Annotated in this window: 23 protein-coding genes; 16 read left to right on the top strand and 7 right to left on the bottom strand. The window is 37.3% G+C overall.

Going from position 1 to position 24,392, the window contains the following annotated elements:
• Positions 1-8: 8 nt before the first annotated feature.
• Positions 9-860, bottom strand: a complete 852-nt coding sequence (locus BN985_RS13245) for a metallophosphoesterase (protein WP_042223943.1) — start codon at positions 858-860, stop codon at positions 9-11.
• Positions 861-1,002: 142 nt separating this feature from the next.
• Here BN985_RS13245 and fadH point away from each other — a divergent pair, with 142 nt between their 5' ends.
• The gene (gene fadH, locus BN985_RS13240) at positions 1,003-1,776 is read left to right on the top strand and encodes a 2,4-dienoyl-CoA reductase (RefSeq protein ID WP_042223942.1); all 774 of its coding nucleotides are present in this window, start codon (positions 1,003-1,005) and stop codon (positions 1,774-1,776) included.
• 64 nt (positions 1,777-1,840) lie between these two features.
• Here fadH and BN985_RS13235 read toward each other — a convergent pair whose 3' ends face one another.
• Both BN985_RS13235 and BN985_RS13230 read right to left on the bottom strand, forming a co-directional pair.
• Positions 1,841-2,755 (bottom strand): cation diffusion facilitator family transporter, encoded by a 915-nt coding sequence (locus BN985_RS13235; protein WP_042223941.1) that lies wholly within the window; start codon positions 2,753-2,755, stop codon positions 1,841-1,843.
• A 13-nt stretch (positions 2,756-2,768) separates the two neighbouring features.
• The gene (locus tag BN985_RS13230) at positions 2,769-3,071 is read right to left on the bottom strand and encodes an ArsR/SmtB family transcription factor (protein ID WP_084157548.1); all 303 of its coding nucleotides are present in this window, start codon (positions 3,069-3,071) and stop codon (positions 2,769-2,771) included.
• A 199-nt stretch (positions 3,072-3,270) separates the two neighbouring features.
• On the opposite strand from BN985_RS13230, the gene cbpB reads away from it, so the two are divergent.
• From cbpB to BN985_RS13190, 8 genes are all read left to right on the top strand, one after another.
• Entirely contained in the window at positions 3,271-3,720 is a 450-nt protein-coding gene (gene cbpB, locus BN985_RS13225) for a cyclic-di-AMP-binding protein CbpB (protein WP_042223939.1), read from the top strand.
• A 163-nt stretch (positions 3,721-3,883) separates the two neighbouring features.
• Entirely contained in the window at positions 3,884-4,603 is a 720-nt protein-coding gene (gene dapD / locus BN985_RS13220) for a 2,3,4,5-tetrahydropyridine-2,6-dicarboxylate N-acetyltransferase (protein ID WP_042223938.1), read from the top strand.
• A 12-nt stretch (positions 4,604-4,615) separates the two neighbouring features.
• Complete coding sequence (locus BN985_RS13215) at positions 4,616-5,746, top strand: N-acetyldiaminopimelate deacetylase (protein WP_042223936.1); 1,131 nt, start codon at positions 4,616-4,618, stop codon at positions 5,744-5,746.
• A gap of 55 nt (positions 5,747-5,801) precedes the next feature.
• On the top strand, positions 5,802-6,044 hold the full coding sequence (locus BN985_RS13210) for a YkuS family protein (protein WP_042224101.1): 243 nt from the start codon (positions 5,802-5,804) through the stop codon (positions 6,042-6,044).
• Positions 6,045-6,351: 307 nt separating this feature from the next.
• Entirely contained in the window at positions 6,352-6,801 is a 450-nt protein-coding gene (locus BN985_RS13205) for a TlpA family protein disulfide reductase (protein WP_042223934.1), read from the top strand.
• Positions 6,802-7,069: 268 nt separating this feature from the next.
• Positions 7,070-8,821 carry an ABC transporter ATP-binding protein gene (locus BN985_RS13200; RefSeq protein ID WP_042223933.1) on the top strand — a complete coding sequence of 584 codons (1,752 nt, stop codon included), beginning with the start codon at positions 7,070-7,072 and terminating at the stop codon, positions 8,819-8,821.
• Between the two features lie 12 nt (positions 8,822-8,833).
• Positions 8,834-10,675: an ABC transporter ATP-binding protein gene (locus tag BN985_RS13195; protein ID WP_042223932.1), complete on the top strand. Its 1,842-nt coding sequence runs from the start codon at positions 8,834-8,836 to the stop codon at positions 10,673-10,675.
• Positions 10,676-10,769: 94 nt separating this feature from the next.
• Entirely contained in the window at positions 10,770-11,435 is a 666-nt protein-coding gene (locus BN985_RS13190; protein WP_042223931.1) for a potassium channel family protein, read from the top strand.
• Positions 11,436-11,497: 62 nt separating this feature from the next.
• Here the strand turns inward: BN985_RS13190 and rnjA are convergent, their stop codons facing one another.
• The 3 genes from rnjA to def form a co-directional block, all read right to left on the bottom strand.
• A complete protein-coding gene (gene rnjA / locus BN985_RS13185) occupies positions 11,498-13,165 on the bottom strand; it encodes a ribonuclease J1 (RefSeq protein ID WP_042223930.1) in 1,668 nt (555 codons plus the stop codon).
• A 3-nt stretch (positions 13,166-13,168) separates the two neighbouring features.
• Complete coding sequence (locus BN985_RS13180) at positions 13,169-13,378, bottom strand: DNA-dependent RNA polymerase subunit epsilon (RefSeq protein WP_042223929.1); 210 nt, start codon at positions 13,376-13,378, stop codon at positions 13,169-13,171.
• 605 nt (positions 13,379-13,983) lie between these two features.
• Positions 13,984-14,535 carry a peptide deformylase gene (gene def, locus BN985_RS13175; RefSeq protein ID WP_042223928.1) on the bottom strand — a complete coding sequence of 184 codons (552 nt, stop codon included), beginning with the start codon at positions 14,533-14,535 and terminating at the stop codon, positions 13,984-13,986.
• 300 nt (positions 14,536-14,835) lie between these two features.
• On the opposite strand from def, the gene BN985_RS13170 reads away from it, so the two are divergent.
• The 5 genes from BN985_RS13170 (at position 14,836) to lpdA (ending at position 20,896) form a co-directional block, all read left to right on the top strand.
• The gene (locus BN985_RS13170) at positions 14,836-15,558 is read left to right on the top strand and encodes a YkyA family protein (protein ID WP_042223927.1); all 723 of its coding nucleotides are present in this window, start codon (positions 14,836-14,838) and stop codon (positions 15,556-15,558) included.
• Between the two features lie 604 nt (positions 15,559-16,162).
• The gene (pdhA, locus tag BN985_RS13165; protein WP_232225592.1) at positions 16,163-17,206 is read left to right on the top strand and encodes a pyruvate dehydrogenase (acetyl-transferring) E1 component subunit alpha; all 1,044 of its coding nucleotides are present in this window, start codon (positions 16,163-16,165) and stop codon (positions 17,204-17,206) included.
• Between the two features lie 3 nt (positions 17,207-17,209).
• On the top strand, positions 17,210-18,187 hold the full coding sequence (locus BN985_RS13160; protein ID WP_042223925.1) for an alpha-ketoacid dehydrogenase subunit beta: 978 nt from the start codon (positions 17,210-17,212) through the stop codon (positions 18,185-18,187).
• Between the two features lie 24 nt (positions 18,188-18,211).
• The gene (locus tag BN985_RS13155; protein ID WP_042223924.1) at positions 18,212-19,483 is read left to right on the top strand and encodes a dihydrolipoamide acetyltransferase family protein; all 1,272 of its coding nucleotides are present in this window, start codon (positions 18,212-18,214) and stop codon (positions 19,481-19,483) included.
• Positions 19,484-19,486: 3 nt separating this feature from the next.
• Entirely contained in the window at positions 19,487-20,896 is a 1,410-nt protein-coding gene (gene lpdA / locus BN985_RS13150) for a dihydrolipoyl dehydrogenase (RefSeq protein WP_042223923.1), read from the top strand.
• A 455-nt stretch (positions 20,897-21,351) separates the two neighbouring features.
• On the opposite strand, the gene BN985_RS13145 is transcribed toward lpdA, so the two are convergent.
• A complete protein-coding gene (locus tag BN985_RS13145) occupies positions 21,352-22,875 on the bottom strand; it encodes a glycine betaine uptake BCCT transporter (protein ID WP_042223922.1) in 1,524 nt (507 codons plus the stop codon).
• A 264-nt stretch (positions 22,876-23,139) separates the two neighbouring features.
• Between BN985_RS13145 and BN985_RS13140 the strand changes: the two genes are divergently transcribed.
• Together BN985_RS13140 and BN985_RS13135 are read left to right on the top strand one after the other, a co-directional pair.
• Positions 23,140-24,039: a polysaccharide deacetylase family protein gene (locus tag BN985_RS13140; protein WP_042223921.1), complete on the top strand. Its 900-nt coding sequence runs from the start codon at positions 23,140-23,142 to the stop codon at positions 24,037-24,039.
• 221 nt (positions 24,040-24,260) lie between these two features.
• Entirely contained in the window at positions 24,261-24,365 is a 105-nt protein-coding gene (locus tag BN985_RS13135) for a GapA-binding peptide SR1P (RefSeq protein WP_084157546.1), read from the top strand.
• Positions 24,366-24,392 lie beyond the last annotated feature (27 nt).

Raw genomic sequence — 24,392 nt, 5'->3', positions numbered from 1 at the left:
GGTTAATATCACTCATTGTGTAATGTGTACACATGAAGTTCAGGTTTGCAAAAAAGACGATAGGGTAGCCTGGTTGTACCTATTCCACGATTAACAAATAGCTGCAATCTTCCATCGTCTAATAAGTATTTTCCTTCAACGTACTTTTCTGCATATTTTGGGGTGTATAAATGTCCTATAAAAGGTAAGCGAACCTGTCCGCCATGACTATGACCTGATAGTTGTACATTAACCGGATAGTCTACTGCTGTTTCAACAAAGTCTGGTTCGTGTGCAAGTAATAATGTGAATAAATCCGGGTTTACATTTTCTAAAGCTTTCCCCAAATCTGGTCTTCCTAGCATAACATCATCAATTCCCGAAAGAATGATTCGCTCATTGTTTAGTTCAATTACGGAATGCTCATTTTGTAAAAGAGCGAAACCAGAAGCTTCCATAACCTCCTTTACCTTTTCTGTACCATAGCCTCCATGGTCATGATTCCCGTAAATCCAATATTTGCCTTGAGATGCTTCAAGAGAATTAAGAACATTTATTAAATTATTATTCCATGAATACCTATGTGGCTCATCTACTAGATCGCCTGTAAATACTATAAGGTCAGGTTTCATACTATTAATCTTTTTAACTAACTCTCGTAGTTGTTCTACACTATAATGGAACCCAATATGTGTATCAGAAAATTGCACAAGTTTAAATTTATTAAACGAAGCAGGGAGGGTATCATCTATAATTTTTATGTTTTGGACTTGTAGCATCCTTGGTTCAATATCTCTAGCATAATAGTAAGTGCCACCACCGATACCAATTAGAGCAAGGAGGCTGCCAATTGATCTTTTTATAAAGGAACGTCGATTCATATTGGTCAAACCTTTCTATACATACATTAAATATAAATTATAACATGTTTTGCACTTCAGTTATTAATGAGATTCAACTAAACTTTTGCTCTTTGACTTTGAGTTTAATTCCGAATAGTATGAATAGTGAGGGGGTTGGGAAATGAAAAAACAAAATGAAACAGTTCTTATTACTGGTAGCACGAGTGGAATGGGTAAACACATGGCTTTAAAGTTTGCAGGTGAAGGGTTAAACGTGGTTATTACAGGTAGAGATAGCGAAAAATTGAAAGCGGTTAAAAAGGAGTTGTTAGATCAAGTTGATGGTTCCATACATGCTGTTCAATTAGATGTACGGGATCCGGACTCTGTAAAAAGAGTTGTTGAAGAATCGGTAGAACATTTTGGTGCAATACATCATTTGGTTAATAATGCAGCTGGAAACTTTATTGTACCGGCTGAAGAACTATCGGTTAATGGTTGGAATTCTGTCATAAACATTGTTTTGAATGGCACATTTTATTGTAGCAGGGAAGTTGGGAAATACTGGATAGAACAAAATATTAAAGGTTCGATTATTAACATGGTAGCAACATATGCATGGAATGCAGGTGCGGGGGTTATTCATTCCTCTGCGGCGAAAGCTGGAGTATTGAATATGACACGTACATTAGCCGTGGAGTGGGGGACTAAATATGGAATTAGAGTGAATGCAATCGCCCCTGGTCCTATAGAGCGTACAGGAGGAGCAGACAAATTATTTGAATCTGAAAAAGCTGCAAAGAGAACCATAGAATCTGTTCCTTTAAGGAGATTAGGTAAACCAGAAGAGATAGCCGACTTGGCCTTTTTTATGCTGTCTGAAAAAGCAGCGTATATGAACGGAGAAGTGATCACACTAGATGGAGGACAATGGTTGAATAAATTTCCGTTCTAGATAAATATGATATCTTGGGAGAACTAGAGAACCTCCACAAAAAATGGAGGTTCTGGAATTAGTGCTATTCACACGGATGACAGTTTGAATGGATAGCTGTATTCATACCCTCGACTTGAATTGTACAATGTGAAATGTGGAACGTAGTACTTGCTAAACTGTTTATTTTAGTGAGTAACTGGTCTCTATTTGTGTCGTGCTTTACGACAACGTGGCAACTCATTGCTGGAAACTCTGAAGTTATGGACCATACATGTAAATCATGTACATCACAAACACCCTCAAGCTCTTCGATAGCTTTTTTTAAAGAAGATACGTCTAGATTCTCTGGCTTGCCTTCCATTAAGATGTGTAAAGAATCCTTCACGATTCTAATGCCAGAGTAAAGAATTAAAGCAGACACCAACACACTTGCTATTGGGTCGGCAATGTTCCAGCTAAAGAGCATAATTAAAACACCTGCAATTATGGCCCCCACTGATCCTAATAAGTCTCCAAAAACGTGTAGAAGTGCACTCTTGATATTCAAGTTTTCATGGGAATCCCCCCGCATAAGCATCCAAGCTACCAAAATATTTACAAGCAACCCTATAATCGCAATTACCATCATTCCGGCATTAACTTCCGGTGGTTCAAGAAAACGATGATAGGCCTCATAAAAGATATAGAGAGAGATAATAATAAGGGTTAGACCGTTTATAAATGCTGCAACAATTTCAAACCTTTTATATCCATATGTCTTATCAGAGGTAGCTTGTTTCTCCCCAATTTTAAACGCAAGCAAACTAAGTCCCAACGCTGCAGCATCGCTTAACATATGGCCAGCATCTGATAGCAAGGCTAGGCTGTTGGTAAGGTATCCTCCTATAGCTTCAACGATCATAAATGTAAATATGATTAAAAAGCTCCAGAATAGTACCCTCTTATTCGAGGTATGATAATGCCCATGATCATGGCTATGTGAATGGTTGTGTCCCATTTTGTATCTCCTCCTAATTAATATGCTTAGCATGTTCTATTGCTTGTTCAAGCAAATTCATGACATGGTAATCATCAGGCGAGTAATAGTATTTAGTTTTGTCTCGTCTGCTTTTTACCAGGCGGAGTTGTTTCAAATATTTTAACTGATGTGATATAGCAGACTGATTCATATTGAGCGTGTGTGCAATTTGACTTACTGAGCATTCATGCTGAAACAATAAATCGAGTATTCTTATGCGGGTCGGGTCAGCAAGTGCTTTAAAGGTTAAGGAAACTTGATCTATTAATTTTTCATCAATTGGATTGTAGTTCAATTTTTCAATCTCCTTTATTATATGATTATATGCTCATATAATAATATAAGTGTGTGTGAATTATCAAGAAATATGTTAAGATATTTTTTCTATTTGTTCAGTTATGGTAGACTAAAAGGTGACTGGAAATTTTTACGTTTGATATGTAATTAGAAAATAATTGTTAATTGAGAAGATAGATGTTAAAGGAGCGCATGCTATGAGTATGATTCAAGCAAATCAATTAACTGCTGTTACAGTAGGGGATTTAATGATTTCATCGGAAAAGGTAGCGCATGTTCAAGTGAATAATCCTTTGGAGCATGCCTTACTGGTCTTAGTAAAATCTGGCTACTCAGCGGTGCCTGTGTTGGACCCATCCTACCGACTTCAAGGAACAATAGGTAAAACGAAAATTTTGAATGAAATCCTTGGTCTTGAGCGCTTTGAGATGGAGAAGCTTGCTCACATGGAAGTAAAGGACGTAATGAATGAAGGGCTGCCTTGCTTAAAAAAAGAAGATAATATAATGGGCGGACTGAATGCAGTTATAGATCATCCCTTTGTTTGCGTTGTGGATGAAGAGGGATATTTCGATGGAATTATAACAAGAAGAGCTATCCTTAAACGGCTTAAGAAAGATATCTATACATCTCTATATGAAGCATAATACATGAAGTATAAAAAAAGCGGTAAACCTCTAGAAAAGTTTGAGAATTACCGCTTTTTAAATGGGTTTAATTACCTTGTTTTTCCATGAAAATAGTTTATTATTGCTTGAGTAAAAAGCGTCTGCTAAAGTAAAGTTATTAAAGTATTAGGAGGAAGAGACTTTGAAAATGATGGATGCAAACGAAATTATTAGTTTTATCTCTAATAGTAAGAAAAGTACACCTGTTAAAGTTTACATAAAAGGTGATAACCTAGAGACATTGCAGTTTGGTGAAGACATACAAGCTTTTGTTGAAAATAAAAGCGGTGTTTTATTTGGTGAGTGGAATGCAATTAAGTCTATACTTGACCAAAATGAAGTGACTATTGAAGATTATGTAGTCGAAAATGATAGAAGAAATTCAGCAATTCCGTTGCTAGATTTAAAAGGAATTAACGCGAGAATAGAGCCTGGAGCAATTATTAGAGACCAAGTAGAAATTGGTGATGGTTGCGTGATTATGATGGGAGCGAGTATTAATATTGGCTCTGTTATTGGATCTGGTACGATGATTGATATGAATGCTGTACTTGGTGGAAGAGCTACAGTTGGTAAAAATTGCCATATAGGAGCTGGAACAGTCCTTGCAGGAGTTATTGAACCACCTTCAGCCAAACCTGTTGTAATCGAGGATGACGTGGTGATTGGAGCTAATGTGGTTGTACTTGAAGGAGTGACTGTAGGGAAAGGCGCAATCGTCGCTGCTGGTGCTATCGTAACGAAAGATGTGGCGCCAAATACACTTGTTGCCGGTACACCAGCAAAAGTACTTAAAGAAATCGATGAAAATACAAAATCTAAGACTGAAATTAAGCAAGAGCTACGTAAGCTAGATAATTAGGTGGTTGAAATGATGGAAGAAAGATCCCTGCGTTCGATAAGGCGAGATTTACATCAAATACCTGAACTTGGCTTTCAAGAATTTAAAACACAAAAGTACCTACTAGGAAAGTTAATGGAATGGCAGACAGAACGCGTTCAAATAAAGAAGTGGAAAACCGGGATACTTGTTCGCATTTCAGGGACAAATCCTAAGAAGACAATTGGTTTTCGCGCTGACATAGACGCTCTTCCTATCACGGAAGAGACGGGACTTGCCTTTTCTTCTAGCCACTTAGGAAGAATGCATGCATGTGGGCATGACTTTCACATGACCATTGCACTTGGTTCTATCCATTACTATATTGAGAATCCCCCAGTAGACGATCTCTTGTTTGTTTTTCAACCAGCAGAGGAGGGACCGGGGGGGGCTCTTCCTATGCTTCAATCAGAGGCGTTTCAAGAATGGCGTCCAGATATCATTTTTGCATTACATATTGCACCAGAGTTACCAGTCGGATCGGTTTCGAGTAGGGAAGGGCTGCTATTTGCTAATACAAGTGAACTATTCTTCGATTTTAAAGGTAAAGGTGGCCATGCTGCATACCCACATTTGGCTAAAGATATGACGGTTGCCGCAAGTCAATTTGTTGTACAACTTCAACAAATTATATCCAGAGGAATTGATCCCTTGGAAAGTGCCCTTATAACGATTGGCAAGATGGAAAGTGGCTTTGTACAAAATGCTATTGCAGAAACAGCCCGACTTGAAGGCACTATTCGGACACTTAGCCCGGAAACTATGCCCATTATCAAGGAAAAGCTGCAAAAGTTAATGGATGGTTTCTCACTTGCCTATGAATGTGAAATAGATGTGGATTTTGGAGCAAACTATTATCAAGTGTACAATGAAGCTTTCTATGTGGATCTATTCTCCCAAGTGATGGAAGAGCATAATATTCAATTTAACACAGCCCCTGCTGCCATGACGGGAGAGGATTTTGGCTACATGTTAAAAGAAATCCCTGGGTTCATGTTCTGGCTCGGGGTAGCCTCTCCTCACGGATTACATCATGCTCAACTTAACCCAAATGAGGATGCATTATCTGTTGGAGTAAGAGCGGTAGTGCAAACCATTGCAAAATTAGCAACTAGCCATGCATAACATAAATATATATGCAGAAACTATATAGGAGATTTTCTATATGGGAGGCTTTATAATGGCTCGAATTGGTGTTGAAGGCACATTATCTGATGTGAAGGTTGCTCTAATGGAAATGGGACATGAAGTAGTTGACTTAAGGTCAGCAGAGGATGCAGCATATTGTGATTGTTGCGTAATTTCTGGGCAAGACAAAGATATGATGGGTATGGCTGATACAATCATTTCAGGTCCAGTTATTAATGCACAGGGAACAAATGCAGAAACTGTTTGTAACCAGGTAAACCAAAAGCTTAGTTAAGCATTTTAAAAAGCAAAAGCTCTCCAATAGGAGGGCTTTTCTTTTTGCGTATAACGGAAACATTTAGCCAACTTCACCGGTAGTTAGCCGAGGGGTGTAGTAATGAAGCATTCTAAGTGGGAGAACAATTGTCAGTAAAGGGTCCCGTTGACCCAGCTAACAGCAGGCCGGGCTTATTCTCTAGTAATCCTGAAAAAATTAAAGATAATCCTTAATATCCATTGTTTGTTTTTACTTTCAGGCACCAAAATAGGAGGGGAATACATATAGATAAAAGGAGTAAAAAGTAAAAATAAGGAGGAACGTTATGCAATTAAGAGAATCGATTCCGGACCTATCTGGTGCAACAAATTGGCTTCATCAGGAAATTAAAAATGAGAAATTATGCCAAGGAATTCCTGTTCTTATTCATTTTTGGTCAGTAAGTTGTGATTCCTGCAAAAGAAATATACCCCTTATCCAAACTCTGATGGACACACATCGAGGGCGACTGGAGGTTATTGCTGTCCATATGCCTCGTTCGGAAAAAGATAAAGAACTTGAAAAGGTCATACAACAAACGCAAAAATACAACATAACCCATCCTATTGCGATGGATGATAACGATGTACTTTCAAAACATTTTAATGTTCGTACTGTCCCTGCCTATTTTCTGTTTGATGGAAGTGGGAAACTAAGATATAAGCAAAGTAGTGGTTCAGGAAAACTACTTAAGAAACGAGTAGAACGTTTTGTTGAATCAGCAACAATGCAATAGATATTTTGGGTACAGGAGAGTCATTTCTAATACATTTGAAGATATTAATTGAGGGATCACCAAGGCGGAAACCAAAAGAATCTGCCTTGGTGATTTTTGTATATAATTGTTGATGTGATACTAATACAACTAATCATCAAAAAAATAAATAGGAAATAAATCGAACTTGAAAAAAATTTAAAAAATTAAGCAAAAGCAGTAGATATTTATTTCGGAACCCGTTATATTAGTAATTACGGAAAATAAACATCTTAAGGGAGGGAATCGTTTGAACACGTTTAAAAAACTAAAGCAATTTTATTGGCCAAATAAGAGATACTTCTTTATATCGCTTGTATTTCTTTTATTCATGACGTCCATTACGGTAGTTTATCCAATTATATTACAACAAACCATTGATAATGTTGTATATGGGAATCAATACTCACTGATACCGTACATTGCGGGTGTTTTTATTTCATTGATGATTGTTAAAGGAGTTGCAACATATTTTCATCAATATCTAGGAGATTTATTTGGAATTATATCTGTTTATAAACTAAGAAATGCCCTCTATGAAAAATTACAGAAGTTGTCTTTTAAATACTATGACAACGCTAAAACAGGTGATATCATGTCTCGATTGACAGCAGATGTGGAGGGATTCCGATTTTTTCTATCAGCAGGGTTTGCAGAATTAATTCGGATTGTACTGTTGATAGGTCTTAGTTTAGCAGTTATGTTTTACTACTCAGTTCCATTAGCTTTGGTAACAATGGCAGCTATGCCTTTTTTAATTATCGTCGTATTTAAGTTTGATAAACGAGTACACCCTGCATTTAGAAGCATTAGAAAATCATTTGGGAAGCTAAATACAAGGGTTCAGGAAAATATAAGTGGTATGAACACAGTGAAATCATTATCAAGAGAGGACTTTGAAATTGATCGTTTCTCTACTAATAACGATAACTATCGCCAAAATTATTTAAAGACATCTGGCATTTGGGCAAAATACTTTCCATTTATGGAGTTTATAGGAGATGTATGTGCGGTAGCCTTACTGACCTTTGGAGGATATCTTGTAATTTCGGGTAGCTTAGCAACTGGTGAACTTGTTGCATTCTTTAGTTTGGTTTGGTACATTATGGGCCCCCTCATGAACCTAGGGTTTGTTGTGAATCAGTTTTCACAGGCGAAAGCTTCTGGAGAACGATTACTAGAGATTCTTGATGCCAAAGAAGACATCGTGGAAAAAGAAAATGCAATTCAAACGGATATTAAAGGGCATGTTACATTCAACGATGTGACGCTTACTTATATAGAGGATGACGATGCAGCATTAAAAAATATTTCGTTTGATGCACCTCCGGGTAAAGTGATTGGTCTAATTGGAGCAACTGGTTCAGGTAAAACTAGTATTACTCAATTGATTACCCGGTTTTACGAAGCAGAACAAGGAGAAGTTTTAATTGATGGAAGGCCAGTGGCGGATTATGAATTAAAAAAATTGAGAAACAGTATTGGTTTTGTTTTACAGGAACCCTTCTTATTCTCTACTTCCATACGAGAAAATATTGCTTACGGTAACCCGAATGTGACGGATGAGCAGGTTATTGATGCAGCTAAACGTGCACAAGCACATCAATTTATCATGGAAATGCCAAACGGGTACGATACGATGTTAGGAGAAAGAGGGATGGGTCTTTCAGGTGGTCAGAAACAGAGAATTGCTATAGCTCGTGCTATTTGTGTGGATCCAAGTATTCTCGTACTTGATGATGCTACCTCGGCAGTTGATATGGAAACAGAATTTAAAATACAAAAGGCATTAAAGGAAGTAATGAAAGGGAGAACTTCTTTCATTATTGCTCACCGGATATCCTCGTTAAAGCATGCAGATGAAATATTGGTTCTGGAAGACGGGGGAATTGTAGAGCGGGGCGTACATGAAGATTTAGTTTCTAATAATGGACCATACCAACGTATTTACGATATTCAATATCAAGACCGGGAAGCTATTCTAGGAACAGTAGAAATATAAAGGGGGGATTCGATGGCGAGTGCTAAAACGAAAAACGAGAAAAACAGACATTTAACGCGATTTCATTATACAGTTGATCAGGCAATTGAAAAACAGTTTAACTGGAAACAGATGATGCGTTTGCTTGTCTACTTGAAACCATATTCGAAAAACTATCTACCTGCGGCAATTATTGCCATGTTCGTTTCCACAGCAGTTAGACTAATCGTACCAATCTTAATTGGTAAAGTTGCAATTGATGTTGCCATAAAAAATGAAGATACCACGATGTTAACGTATCTAGTGATTGGTATTGGTCTCTTATACTTATTAAGCTTTGTGGGAAATACTTTCCGGATCAAATGGGTAAATATTCTGGGCCAAAATGTAATTTACGATTTACGACAGCACTTGTTTTCCCATGTGCAACGGTTATCACATCGTTTTTTTGACTCTCGGTCAGCGGGTTCGATTCTTGTAAGGATTATGAATGATATCAATTCATTGCAGGAGCTGTTTACAAATGGAATCATTAACCTATTGATGGATGTTGTGACATTAGTCAGCATTATCGTCATTCTGTTTGTGCTAAGTCCTAAACTTGCGCTTGCCATCATGGTTATATTGCCAATCATGTTTTACATTTCCACAAAGCTAAGGAGAAATATACGTCGTTCATGGCAAGAAGTACGCATTCAACAATCTCGAATGAACTCACATTTAAACGAGGGAATTCAAGGGATGCGGATCACTCAATCTTTTTCTCAAGAAAAGGAGAATGGGGAATATTTTGATGGTGTGAACCACGGTTTCTTTGAAAGTTTTCGTGGAGCTTCAAAAAAGAGTGCGATGTTTAGACCACTCGTTGAGATGTGTAATGCCATTGGTACCGTTATATTAATTGCTTATGGAGCACATCTTATATTACTTGGTGAAGGCAATGGTGGAATCGCACTCGGTACATTTGTAATATTTGCCTTTTTCCTTGGAATGTTTTGGGAACCTATTTCACGTCTTGGTCAAATGTATAATCAACTCTTAATGGCAATGGCAGCTTCTGAAAGGATTTTTGAATTTCTTGATGAAAAACCAAATGTTGATGAAAAAGAAACCTCTTATCACATTGAAGATATGAAAGGCAACATTGAATTTGATAAGGTGGAATTCTCCTATGAACAAGGAAGAATTGCTCTTCATGAAATATCGCTTGATATAAAGCAAGGGCAGACTATCGCCCTTGTAGGGCATACGGGTAGTGGGAAATCCACTATTGCTAACTTAATTAGCAGGTTCTACGATCCTACAAAAGGGGTTGTAAGAATTGATGGGCATGATTTAAGGGATGTTAAAATCAATAGCCTTCGTCAAAAAATTAGTGTCGTTTTACAGGATACTTTTATTTTTTCAGGTACCATAATGGAAAATATCCGTTTCGGTAAGCCTAACGCAACGGATGAGGAAGTCATGGAAGCAGCTAAAGTAGTTGGTGCAGATGACTTTATTCAAAGATTGGGAGAAGGATATGCAACAGAGGTTGAGGAAAGAGGAAGCATTTTATCCGCAGGGGAGAGACAATTGCTATCTTTTGCTAGAGCGCTTTTAGCAGATCCAACTATTCTTATTTTAGATGAAGCAACAGCTAGTATTGATACAGAGACAGAAGTAAAAATACAAAAAGCATTAAATACGTTGCTTGAAGGTAGAACAGCAATTATAATTGCTCATCGATTGTCTACAATTAGAGAATCAGATAATATTTTTGTCTTGGAAAATGGTAAAGTTCTGGAGAATGGTAATCATGAAGAGTTGATGGAAAAGCGTGGAGAGTACTTTGGTTTAGTTAAATCACAATTCCAAATGCTTGATGCCATGTAATAAAAAAAGGAGCAACTTGAAAAGAGGTTGCTCCTTTTTCAATTCATCATGTATGATAGCTATATTGACAATGATGAGTGATGGAGGAAAAACAATGAAACGAGATTATGCAGTAATTGGACTAGGACGGTTTGGGGGAAGTATATGTCGTGAGTTAAGCATGGAAGGGATGGAAGTGCTTGTAATTGATAACGACGAGGATAAAATTAATGAATATAAGAATATTGCTTCCCATGCAGTGATAGCAGATGCAACAGATGAAGCTTCCTTAAAAGAGTTGGGGATTAAAAATATTGACCATGTCATTGTAGCAATAGGTGATAATATTCAGGCCAGTATTCTAACTACAGTAATCCTGACTGATCTTGGAATCAAGAAGATTACAGTAAAAGCTCAAAATGATTATCACGAGAAGATTCTTAACAAAATCGGTGCAGATAATGTAGTACATCCAGAAAGAGATATGGGGAAAAGAATTGCCCATAATATTATTTCCAATAATATACTCGATTATTTGGAGCTTTCAGATGATCATAGTATTGTGGAGGTAAAAGCAGGGAACAAAATGGTAGGAAAGACCTTAATTGATCTTGATATTCGTGCAAACTATGGGTGTAACGTTGTGGCAATTAAACAAGGCAAGGACATTAATGTTTCCCCTGCAGCTGAAGATGTATTAGTAGAAGAGGATGTTCTTATCGTTATAGGTGCGGATAAAGATATATCACGCTTTGAAAAGAACCTTGTAATAGAAGATTGAATCTATACAGAGAAACTTAGATATAAAAAAGCCCGGAAATGCTATTCCGGGCTTTTTGTATGTCACACTTCCATTATGATCGGTAGAACCATAGGTCTGCGTTTTGTTTTCTCATATAAGAAAGGTGCAATGGTATCAGTAATTTCGTTTTTGATTTCTGACCATTGTGTTGTTCTACGTTCCATCACTTTATTTAAATGGTTTGAGACAAGTTTTTGAGCTTCGTTAATCAAGTCTTCGGACTCTCTCATATAAACAAATCCACGTGAGATAATATCTGGACCTGCTGAGATTTTGAATTCTTTCATATTGATGCTTACTACCACAATGACTAAACCTTCCTCAGAGAGGATACGTCGGTCTCGAAGTACAATATTACCAATATCTCCAATACCACTACCATCTACATAAATAGAGCCTGATGGTATTTTTCCTGCGATGATGGCATTATCCTTACCTAATGCAAGCACATCACCATTATCCATTACAAAGGAGTTAGCTGGATCAACATCACATTGCTTACCAAGCTTAACATGCTCTTTTAACATACGATACTCACCATGGATTGGCATGAAGTATTTCGGTTTGATTAAGCGTAGCATCAGCTTTTGTTCCTCTTGGCTTCCATGACCAGATGTATGAATGTTGCTTAATTTTCCATGAATCACATCTGCTCCTGCGCGATAGAGCTTATTGATCGTTCTACCGACACTAACTGTATTTCCAGGGATTGGTGAGGAAGAGAATACAACAGTGTCGCCAGGTATGATCTGAATTTGTCTGTGTGTACCGTTTGCAATACGAGAAAGGGCAGCCATAGTCTCACCTTGAGAACCGGTACAAAGAATCGTAACTTCATTTGCAGGAAGACGGTTTATTTGATTTGCTTCAATAAACGTATCTTTAGGGGCTTGAATGTAACCCAATTCCTGTCCAAGGTTAATTGCATTTTCCATGCTTCGTCCAAAAACAGCCACTTTACGATTGTGTTTAACTGCTGCTTCTACAACTTGTTGGAGGCGATAGATGTTGGAAGCGAAAGTAGCAAATATTAATCTGCCATCTACTCTACCGAAAATATCATGGATATTTTCACCGACAACCTTTTCAGACATTGTAAAACCAGGTACTTCACTATTAGTACTATCTGAAAGTAAGCAAAGTACGCCTTCTTTGCCTATTTCTGCCATTCTGGAAAGGTTTGCTGGTTCCCCTACAGGTGTGAAATCAAATTTGAAGTCACCAGTGTGTACAATGTTTCCTGGTGGTGTCTTAACGACTACTCCGTAAGAATCAGGAATACTGTGTGTTGTACGGAAAAAGCTTACAGATGTTTTACGGAATTTGATGATATCGTCTTCTTGAATTGTGTTTAACTTTGCGTTTCTTAGTAAACCATGTTCATCCAGTTTATTTCTAATTAATCCAATTGCAAGTTTCCCTGCATAGATCGGCACGTTTATTTCACGGAGAAGGTATGGTATTCCACCAATATGGTCCTCATGACCGTGGGTAATGATTAAACCTTTGATTTTATCTTGGTTTTGCACAAGGTAAGTGTAATCGGGAATAACATAATCAATACCTAGAAGCTCGTCTTCTGGGAATTTAATTCCAGCATCAATTAAGATAATTTCATCTTGAAATTGAACACCATAGGTATTCTTTCCGATTTCACCTAAACCGCCAAGTGCAAAAACTGCTGCTTGGTCATTTTTAACAAACTTCATATCCTAAGCATTCTCCACTTTAAAGGTTTCAGATTGTTTTTCATATTCTAAATGTGCCTCGTCTAGAACATGGATATATTCAATGTTATATTGTTTCTCATTTAAACTGGAACGAACTTCACGAATGGAATCCGCTTCTACATACGCACTTTTCGTACGTTCTCGAACCGGAATCTCATCTTTTAATTCTTGATATAAAACTTTATAAATCACTCTCATCTCTCCTTACGTAAATCTATCTACATTTTATTTATTCAATTTGTATTCCTGATTGCCTGTTGACTCATAGGAGTCAACAATCCGTAAATAGGGCAATACAAGAGCACCTGTAATTTTTCCGTAACATTCATATTAGATATTGTACCTTTTCACACTGTAATTGGGAAACCTTAATGGTAGTCTTTTTTATAAGTTGAAGGTACACGTCCTTGGCCTAAAAAGTCTTTCCAGCGTTTCTTGAGCTTTTCCTTTAGGCGTTTTAACATACGAATGCAACTCCTTTCGAATATTAAGAAAAGCAACAAAAACGTCCTACCGATCCAATCCCTCTTAGCTATAGTATAGTACGAGTTGAGGAATATTGAAATAAAAATACGCTATTTGTTGGAAAAATATTTATTATTTCACATGGAAATGCTTGTTAGCATGATATATTCTATTTTTCACATAACCTATTTTCTTATACATTAGCTACTATAATTCAACCCAGATAGGTCATGTAGACAATTATAGTGGCGCAATAAGAAAACCGCACGCATCAAAAGAGTGGTTTCGATACGTGCAGCTTATAATGTAGTATTCGCATTTTAGGTGTGACACTAGTCAATTGCATTTGCGTTTTCAGGTGCCAAAAATGGGTTTTTACTATTTATTCGATCATAGAACATTATACCATTGAGGTGATCGATTTCGTGTTGAAAAACAATTGCTGGATATCCTTTAAGTCTTAGCTTTAGTGGATTGTTGTTCATATCTGTTGCCTTGACAGTTATTCTTGCATGACGTATTACATATCCTTCAACCGCTCTATCAACGGAAAGGCAACCTTCTCCAGAAGAAAGGTAAGCTTCCTCAACGGAATGGCTGACAATCTTTGGGTTTACAAGCCCGTAGCTATATAGCTTTCCATTAAAGTCTTCGAAATGAATTGCAACAAGACGCTTATTAATGCCTAGCTGAGGTGCAGCTAGCCCGACGCCAGCACGAAGGTCATATTCCTTTGAAATTTCCTCATCCTGACTATTTTTTAAAAATGTCATCATCTCTTCAAGCAAATCCTGATCTCCTTGTTGGAGGGGGATATTAACTTCTTCAGCTTTTGTTTTTAGTGAAGGATGGCCCTCACGCACAATATCTTTCATTGTAATCATACTTGTCACTCCTGCCTGCTTAATTGGTGTTAAAGGTAAGTTTTTAGTATCTTTTACCTACATGCCTAATAAAATTGAATTAATGGAACTGTAATTACCGTTTAGTATGAGTCATGAAAATGCTGGATTACATGCAAATTTAGTATATAGAATATATTTCAATGTTTTATTCTATCATAATATGTATGACTAACGATAATGTTTGATTGGGTTACTTAATTGTAATGTTTTTACCAGAGATTTCAAATGTTTTATGTTATAATTGTTGGCACACATCGAGAATGAAAGGGGAATATAGGAATGCAGCTAAAGAAAACATCAATCATATTATTATTTGGCTTGCTTGCCATCATATCTGCATGTAGCAGTGAGTCAACTGAAGAACAAATTCATGGACATTTGGAAGAGGCTGTAGCTCAAGAGCAAGAATTTGAAGAGCAACAGAGCAATATAACAGAACTCGAACTTCAAGAACAAGACTTATACAGCCAAATCATTGAACTTGGTACAGATGAAATGGATCAAATTAAGAAGCTTTCTCAAGAGGCAACAGATGTTGTGACCGAAAGAGAAGAAAGTCTAAAAGCTGAGAAAGAAAGCATTGATGCTGCCAGAGAAGAGTTTGAGAAAACAGAAGACCTAATTGCAGAGATTGAGGACGAGCAGTTATCGGAAACAGCAGATAATATGTATTCTACCATGATGGATCGCTTTTCAGCATATGACGAGCTCTACCAAGCATATTCAACTGCCATTCAACAAGAAAAAGACCTATATGCAATGTTGCAAGAGGAAGAGACGGAACAAGAAGAACTAACGAATCATATCAATACTATTAATGATAGCTATCAACAAGTGTTGGATGCAAACGAATCATTTAACCAAAGTACGACTGCTTATAATGATTTAAAGAAAGAGTTTTATTCTCAGGCTGAAATTGAAGTAGAGTATGAAAACGCAGAGCAGAAAGATGAAGGTCAAAGTGAAGAAGAGTCAGGTGAAAGTGAATCTGAAACGGAGTAATAAATAATTTCAATGCGAAGGACTGATTTTATCAGTTCTTTTTTTATTGTTAATAAACCATCAACAAATTGTAAAACTGTCCTGTTTCTTATATATCTAACGCTTTTTTCACGGCTTCATTTTTATGAGGATGTTTTTTGTTTACTAACTAAAACTGTATAATAAAAATTAATACAGATTTTCTTATCAAATATAACAGTTCTTAATTTATTCGGATTAGGGGTCTGAAAGAAATTTTTTATAGGCATTCAAGGATTAAAAGATACCATAATAAGCTACTATTTTTTCAGTGAATAACTTGGAGAATACGTAGCTTAAATAAGAAAAACAAACTGTTTGACCAAACAGACATTTTAGGCTAGTATTTAAGTATAATAATTATTGTACTAATAAATGTCATGGCCCAACTGTAACAGTTTGAAAGATAAATTAAACTTAAGATTATAAGAAAATGAAAAAGGGTACAAGATTATTAGGTAATTTGTACAGTTTTTTTATGTTTTGGGTAGGCTAGTAAGGACAATATTATTTAAAAAGGATATAAGAAAGGAAGAGGTGAACTATTTTGAAACACGTACTTGAAAGTGTTGAAAGTCAGTTCGAAATGTTCCAGATTCTTAATGAAGATGGAAAGATTGTCAATAAAGATGATATGCCCGATCTATCAGATGAGGAATTAAAAGAATTAATGCGCAGAATGGTTTACACACGCATACTTGACCAACGTTCCATTGCACTAAATCGTCAAGGACGCCTTGGTTTCTATGCTCCAACTGCAGGACAAGAAGCTTCTCAGCTTGGAAGTCAATTTGCACTTGAAAAAGATGATTTCATTCTTCCAGGGTACCGTGATGTACCTCAATTAATCTGGCAAGGTCTTCCGCTATACCAGGCATTTTTATTTTCCAGAGGTCATTTCCATGGTAACCAAATGCCAGAAGGCGTTAATGCATTAAGCCCTCAAATTATAATCGGAGCACAGTACGTTCAAACTGCTGGGGTAGCACTTGGTATTAAAAAACGCGGTAGAAAAGCTGTTGCTGTAACATACACTGGTGATGGTGGTACGTCTCAAGGTGATTTCTATGAAGGAATTAACTTTGCAGGAGCATACAAAGCGCCAGCGCTTTTCTTTGTGCAAAATAACTATTTTGCAATTTCTGTACCAGTTGAAAAACAAACGAATGCTAAAACCCTTGCTCAAAAAGCTGTAGCAGCTGGAATCGAAGGAATACAGGTTGACGGTATGGACGTGCTAGCTGTTTACGCTGTTACCAAACATTCTCGTGAACGTGCAATCAATGGTGAAGGACCAACGTTAATTGAAACATTAACTTATCGTTATGGCCCACATACAATGGCTGGTGATGATCCGACTCGTTACCGTACAGAAGATCTAGATAATGAGTGGGAGAAAAAAGATCCACTTGTACGCTTCCGTACATTCCTTGAAGAAAAAGGAATTTGGTCTGAAGAAGAAGAAAACAAAGTAATTGAAGAAGCAAAAGATGAAATCAAACAAGCTATTAAAAAAGCAGATGAATATCCAAAACAAAAAGTAACGGACTTCATTGAAAATATGTTTGAAGAACTTCCACACAATTTGCAGGAGCAAATGGAAGAATACAAAGAAAAGGAGTCGAAGTAAATCATGGCACAAATGACAATGATTCAAGCAATCACTGATGCAATGCGTACAGAACTTAAAAACGACGAGAATGTGCTTGTATTTGGTGAAGATGTTGGTCAAAACGGTGGTGTATTCCGTGCTACTGAAGGGTTGCAGGATGAGTTCGGCGAAGAACGTGTATTTGACACACCACTCGCTGAGTCAGGTATTGGTGGATTAGCTGTAGGACTTGCTCTTGAAGGCTACCGTCCAGTACCAGAAATCCAGTTCTTCGGCTTCGTTTACGAAGTAATGGATTCAATTAGCGGACAACTTGCCCGTATGAGATACCGTTCAGGTGGACATCATACTGCACCTGTAACAATTCGTTCACCATTCGGTGGAGGTGTACACACACCAGAATTGCATGCTGATTCTTTAGAGGGTTTAATTGCTCAACAACCAGGAATTAAAGTGGTTATTCCATCTAATCCATACGATGCAAAAGGTCTATTAATTGCTGCAATTCGCGATAATGACCCTGTACTATTCTTAGAGCATATGAAACTATATCGTTCTTTCCGTGAAGAAGTTCCTGAAGAGGAATATACAGTGGAAATCGGTAAAGCAGAAGTAAAGCGCGAAGGTACAGATGTTACTTTAATTTCTTACGGCGCAATGGTACACGCTTCACTAAAAGCGGCTGAAGAACTTGAAAAAGACGGCGTATCTGCAGAAGTAATTGATTTGAGAACTGTTTCTCCAATTGATATTGATACTATTATCGAATCCGTTAAGAAAACTAATCGTGTTGTAGTGGTTCAAGAAGCACAACGTCAAGCTGGTGTAAGTGCTAATGTAGTAGCTGAAATTCAAGAAAGAGCCATTCTACATCTTGAAGCACCTGTATTACGTGTAACAGCACCAGATACAGTCTACTCCTTCTCAGCAGCTGAAGAAGTTTGGTTACCTAACCATAATGACATCGTAGAAAAAGTAAACACTGTATTGAATTTCTAAATAAGTGAACAGGAGGTAGTTATAATGGCATATGATTTCAAATTGCCGGATATCGGTGAAGGTATTCACGAAGGTGAAATAGTTAAATGGTTTGTAAGTGTAGACGATGAAGTAAAAGAAGATGATGTGCTTTGTGAAGTACAGAACGATAAAGCAGTTGTTGAAATTCCTTCTCCAGTAGAAGGTAAAGTAACAAAGCTTCACGTTGAAGAAGGAACTGTAGCAGTAGTTGGAGATAAACTAATTACTTTTGATGCAGAAGGCTATGAATCTTCTGATGAGGATGATTCAGCTGAAGAAGAAGCAGCAGAAGAAGCACCAAAAGAAGAGCAAAAAGAAGCTGCTAAATCTGATGATAAAGAAGAAAGTAGTGACAAACGTGTCATTGCCATGCCTTCAGTAAGAAAGCATGCACGTGATAATGACGTTAACATTACTTCTGTTACGGGATCTGGGAAAAATGGTCGTATTCTAAAAGAAGATATTGATAATTACCTAAATGGTGATCAGCCATCTACTCAAGCTGATACTCCAGCTCCGGCTGCTTCTGAAAAAGCAGAAAAACCTGCACCACAGGCAGCACCAGAGGGTGAATACCCAGAAACTCGTGAAGCGATGAGCGGTATTCGTAAGTCAATCGCTAAAGCGATGGTTAATTCCAAAACAAAAGCACCTCATGTTACACTAATGGATGAGGTTGACGTTACAGAACTTGTTGCACATCGTAAGAAATTCAAAGCTGTTGCAGCAGAGCAAGAAATTAAATTAACTTATTTACCATATGTTGCCAAAGCACTCGTTTCAGCATCTAAGAAGTTCCCTATCTTGAATTCTTATATTGATGAGAACACAAACGAGATTGTAGAGAAACATTATTACAATATCGGTATTGCTGCGGACACTGAAAAAGGTTTATTAGTACCAGTTGTGAAAAACGCAGATCGTAAGTCAATCTTCACCATTTCACAAGAAATTAATGAACTAGGTGCAAAAGCACGTAATGGTAAACTTGCTCCAGATGAAATGAAAGGTGCTTCTAACACAATTTCTAATATTGGTTCAGCTGGTGGACAATGGTTCACACCAGTTCTAAACTATCCTGAAGCGATTATTCTTGGAATTGGTCGTATTGCTGAAAAACCGGTAGTAAAAGATGGTGAAATTGTCGTTGCACCTGTTCTTGCATTGTCATTAAGCTTTGATCATCGTATTGTTGATGGAGCAACAGCACAGTTGGCTCTAAATCAAATCAAACGATTGTTAAGCGATCCACAATTAATTATGATGGAGGCGTAAATTATGGTAGTAGGAGATTTCCCGATTGAACTAGACACACTAGTAGTTGGAGCAGGGCCTGGTGGCTATGTAGCTGCCATCCGTGCTGCTCAGCTAGGCCAAAAAGTTACGATTGTAGATAAAGGAGCTCTTGGTGGAGTTTGCTTAAATGTTGGATGTATTCCTTCAAAAGCTCTAATCCAAGCTGGACATCTTACAGAGCATGCTCATGGTAATGAAGAACTTGGTATTAAAACAGAGAACGTTACAGTTGATTTTTCAAAAGTTCAAGAATGGAAGGGCAGTGTAGTAAACAAGCTGACTTCTGGCGTTGAAGGACTTTTAAAAGGAAACAAAGTAGACATTCTTAGTGGTGAAGTGTATTTCGTTGACAAAAATACAGCTAAAGTAATGGATGAGAAAAACTCTCAAACATATACGTTCAACAACTGTATTATTGCAACTGGTTCAACACCAATTGAAATTCCTAGCTTCAAATTCTCTGATCGTGTATTGGATTCTACTGGTGCACTAAATCTTAAAGAGATTCCTAAGAAGATGGTTGTAATTGGCGGAGGTTACATTGGTACAGAATTAGGTACTGCATATGCTAACTTCGGTACCGAGGTTACAGTCTTAGAAGGAACAAAAGATATTCTTGGTGGATTTGAAAAACAAATGACGCAAGTAGTTAAAAAACGCTTGAAAAAGAAAAATGTTTCTATCATCACTGAAGCTATGGCTAAAGGTGTAGAAGAAACAAAAGATGGCGTAACTGTTTCTTATGAAGCTAATGGTAAAGAAGAAAAAATCGATGCTGATTATGTCCTTGTAACAGTCGGTCGTCGTCCTAATACGCAAGAACTTGGTCTTGAACAAGTGGGTATCGAAATGGATGATCGTGGACTAGTTCAAATTGACAAGCAGTGCCGCACTAATGTTGACAATATCTACGCAATTGGTGATATTGTTCCAGGTATGCCACTTGCACATAAAGCGTCTTACGAAGGTAAAATTGCTGCAGAAGCTATCAGTGGAGAAAAGGCTGAAATTGATTATATCGGAATGCCAGCTGTCGTATTCTCTGATCCAGAATTGGCTACAGTAGGCTTATCTGAACAAGAAGCAAAAGATGCAGGCTACAAAGTAAAAGCTGCTAAATTCCCATTTGCAGCAAATGGCCGTGCTCTTTCTCTAAATGATAGTGATGGTTTCATGAAGCTTATTACAAGAGAAGAGGATGGACTTGTTATTGGAGCACAAATCGCTGGTCCAAATGCAAGTGACATGATTGCTGAAGTTGGTCTAGCTATTGAAGCAGGTATGACTGCTGAAGATATTGCACTAACTATCCATGCGCATCCAAGCTTAGGTGAAATCACAATGGAAGCTGCAGAGCTTGCAATGGGTACACCAATTCATATGATGAAATAATAACTTTTTACGTAAACGTTACGTAGGTTAAATACGAGGCTGTCCCAAAAGTCGATAATCGACATTTGGGGCAGCCTTTTTTATTATAAAATTTACATACTTACAGTAGAAATATAGGAGATAATTCGCTGATCATAATATGCATTTGATAGAGTTAGCTAATTGGTTAGAAACAAGTTAAAAAAACACTCCAAGCTACAATTAACTTTGTAAATTCACGATAAAGTTTCTAGAAAAGAGGGGGTTTTAATACCATTTAGGTTTTGAACAATACCGATGAGATTTCTAGCGTACACTTCTGTGCTGCTAAGCCAAAATAAAAGCCGAATGGCAATCCGAATCTGCTGTGGATAATACAACAGGTTTCGATACCATTCGGCTACATATCTTGCTTATACATTTTTTACTTAAAGATACATATTTACAGCTTTATTCTTGATTTTAAGAAGATGTTTTTATCTCTTCTTACTAAAGTCGATATCCTTAGCTTCGGCTCTGAATGACTTGATTAAGGAGGCGACAACCAAGATCATGATTATTGAGAAAGGAAAGGCTGCTATAATGGAAGCTGTTTGTAAGGCTTCCAGTCCACCTTGCCATAAGAGTACTGCAGCTGCACTAGACTGCAATAGACCCCATATAAGCTTGACAATATTTGGTGGGTATAGGCTGCCATTTGTTGTCTGCATTCCTAATACAAACGTTGCTGAATCTGCTGATGTTATAAAGAAAGTTGTAATCAGCAATATAGCGATGATGGTCATAACGATGGCAAAAGGATAATGTTGTAATACAGAAAATAACGCGGCCTCTGTGCCAATTGCATCCACATCTGCTTGAATATTTGCATTTTGGAAGTACTCTAAGTTAATGGCTGAACCTCCAAAAACAGTGAACCATAGTGCGCCAAAAATTGTTGGAACTAACAACACACCGAGTACAAATTCCCTGATGGTTCTCCCGCGCGATACACGGGCAATAAACGTACCAACAAAAGGCGCCCATGAAATCCACCATGCCCAATAGAAAATAGTCCACCCATTAATCCAAGTTGTATTATCTTCATTGAATGGTGTCATTCGAAAACTCATGCTAGGCAGGTTTTGAATATAGTTACCTAATGTGTTAGTAAATAGATTTAAAATATATGTTGTAGGACCTGCAAATAGCAAGAATAACATCAATAAGAAGGCTAAAATTAAGTTAGCATTACTTAAGTATTTAATCCCTTTATTTAAGCCAGTCATGGCTGATGTCATATAAAGTATTGTGACGATCCCTATAATAATTAATTGAAGGGCAATTGATTGCTCATTACCAGTTAAAAAGCTTATACCACCGCTGATTTGAATAGCACCAAACCCTAGTGATGTCGCTACACCGAATACAGTGGCAAAGACTACGATAAAGTCGACAAGCGTTCCCCATTTGCCTCGAATACGTTCACCAAATAGTGGTTCTAAAATGGCACTTACCACACCGGGTGCTTGTTTTCGGAATTTAAAATACGCTAGAGCTAATGCGACAGTGGCATAAATTGCCCAAGGGTGAAATCCCCAATGGAAAAAGCTATATTGTAAAGCGGTTTTTCCGGCATCACTTGTTTCCGCATCACCAAATGGTGGTTCATGGAAATGAGATAATGGTTCTGCTGCACCCCAGAATACAAGCCCAATTCCCATACCCGCACTAAATAACATAGCAAACCAAGTCAGGTATCCATATTCAGGCTTATCTCCAGGCCTGCCTAATTTTATATTTCCATATTTTGAAAAGATTAAATAAATAGCGAAGATGAGAAAGCCGGTTGCGGTGAGTAGATAGAACCAACCAAAAGTGTCAACCAGGTAACTTTGTATAATAGTCGTTATATTGTCTAAATTTGCTGTAGGTAGGACACTTTGTGGGATAATTCCCCATACTATAAATAATACTGTGACTATTGCCGATATCCAGAATACATTCGATACTTTTTTCATAATTTCCCCTTTCTTTTATTTTTTAAATAGTTATTTAATATGTAAGCATACATCTAAGTATTAAAACACATTCCTGTCTATCGTTCAAATCTAAACATAGTTTTCCCTGAAATGAAAATAGTAGTCGACCTTAGTCTATACCCATAATTCAGAGACTCAAACGGAAATTAAGTAAGAATAGAAAAGAATTGTAATGATTGTAGGAGTTCCTTTATAATTATGAAGTATGTAAAAATTATATAAAATTCAACAGGAGGTTACATAATGCGTCATATTATTATATCCATTTTACTTTTCTCTGTTTTTCTTCTCGTAGCTTGTAGTGATAGTCAGCAAACAAGTAATGAAGTAGAAGATGATAATGGGGAAAAAACGGAGCAAGAAGAGGATGTTAGTAATCAAGAGAAAGGCACTAGTACTGATGAAAAGGATGCTGAAAACGATACAGCTGAAGAGGCCGATCAACAGGAAGAAACTGCAAAAGACCCTGTATATAAAGTAGATCAAGAAACCTCTTCCATTGTTCCGATCGACCAAGATTCTGATACAAATGAAAAGGTGGTTTTATTAACGATCGATGACGTACCAGACGAAAATGCAATTAAAATGGCTGAAACATTAAAAGAGCATAATGCTAGTGCTATCTTTTTTGTAAATGGTCATTTCATTGAAACAGAAGAGGGAGCAGAAAAACTAAAAAAAATTCATGATATGGGCTTTCCAATTGGAAACCACACATATAGTCATCCAGACCTGACTACCTTGCCAGAAGAGGAACAGACTGAGGAAATTGTTAGTGTGAGTGATCGTATTGAGGAGATTATCGGAGAACGTCCAACCTTTTTTCGTGCTCCACACGGAAGGAATACGGAGCACTCTAAACAGGTTGTAGAGGACGAAGGAATGACACTTATGAACTGGACATATGGGTATGATTATTTTGAACCGTATATGGATGCCGAGAAATTAAAGCAAGCGATGATTACTGGCGAAGGGCCAGAAGCTGGGGTGGATTATTCTTTGCTTAAATCCGGTGCCAATTTACTTATGCATGATAGGGAGTGGACCTCCGAGGCGTTAGGAGATATCATTGAAGGGCTGCGTGAAGAAGGCTACGAAATGGTTGATCCCGACTTAATCCAAACAAAAAAGAATGAAAATTAAACGGAGAAAGCAGGTTGCCATGTATACCAAGTGGCAGCCTGCTTTCTTAACTTTCAAGATTAAAAGATAACGGTATACGGAAGAAAAGCAACAACTAACGTTTATAAACCAAAACGATACTAAAAAACAAATAGGACATACTAATTGGTCTTGATAAAATGATTGTGACATATTATAATTGAAATGTAACACAACATTTAATTGGAGAGGGAGCTGTTCCTATGGGTACAATTATTTGTCAGGACTGTCAGGAGATTATTGAACATTTTGAAGGGGAGAAAGTTACAACCTTGTACGGTACATGTTCAGGATGTAATCAGGACTAAAAAGAAAGCGCATACTTAATAGGAAAG

The organism is Oceanobacillus manasiensis (assembly GCF_000724085.1).
GTDB classification, from domain to species: domain Bacteria; phylum Bacillota; class Bacilli; order Bacillales; family Amphibacillaceae; genus Oceanobacillus_B; species Oceanobacillus_B manasiensis.
This window is presented reverse-complemented; position numbering and strand designations above follow the sequence as displayed.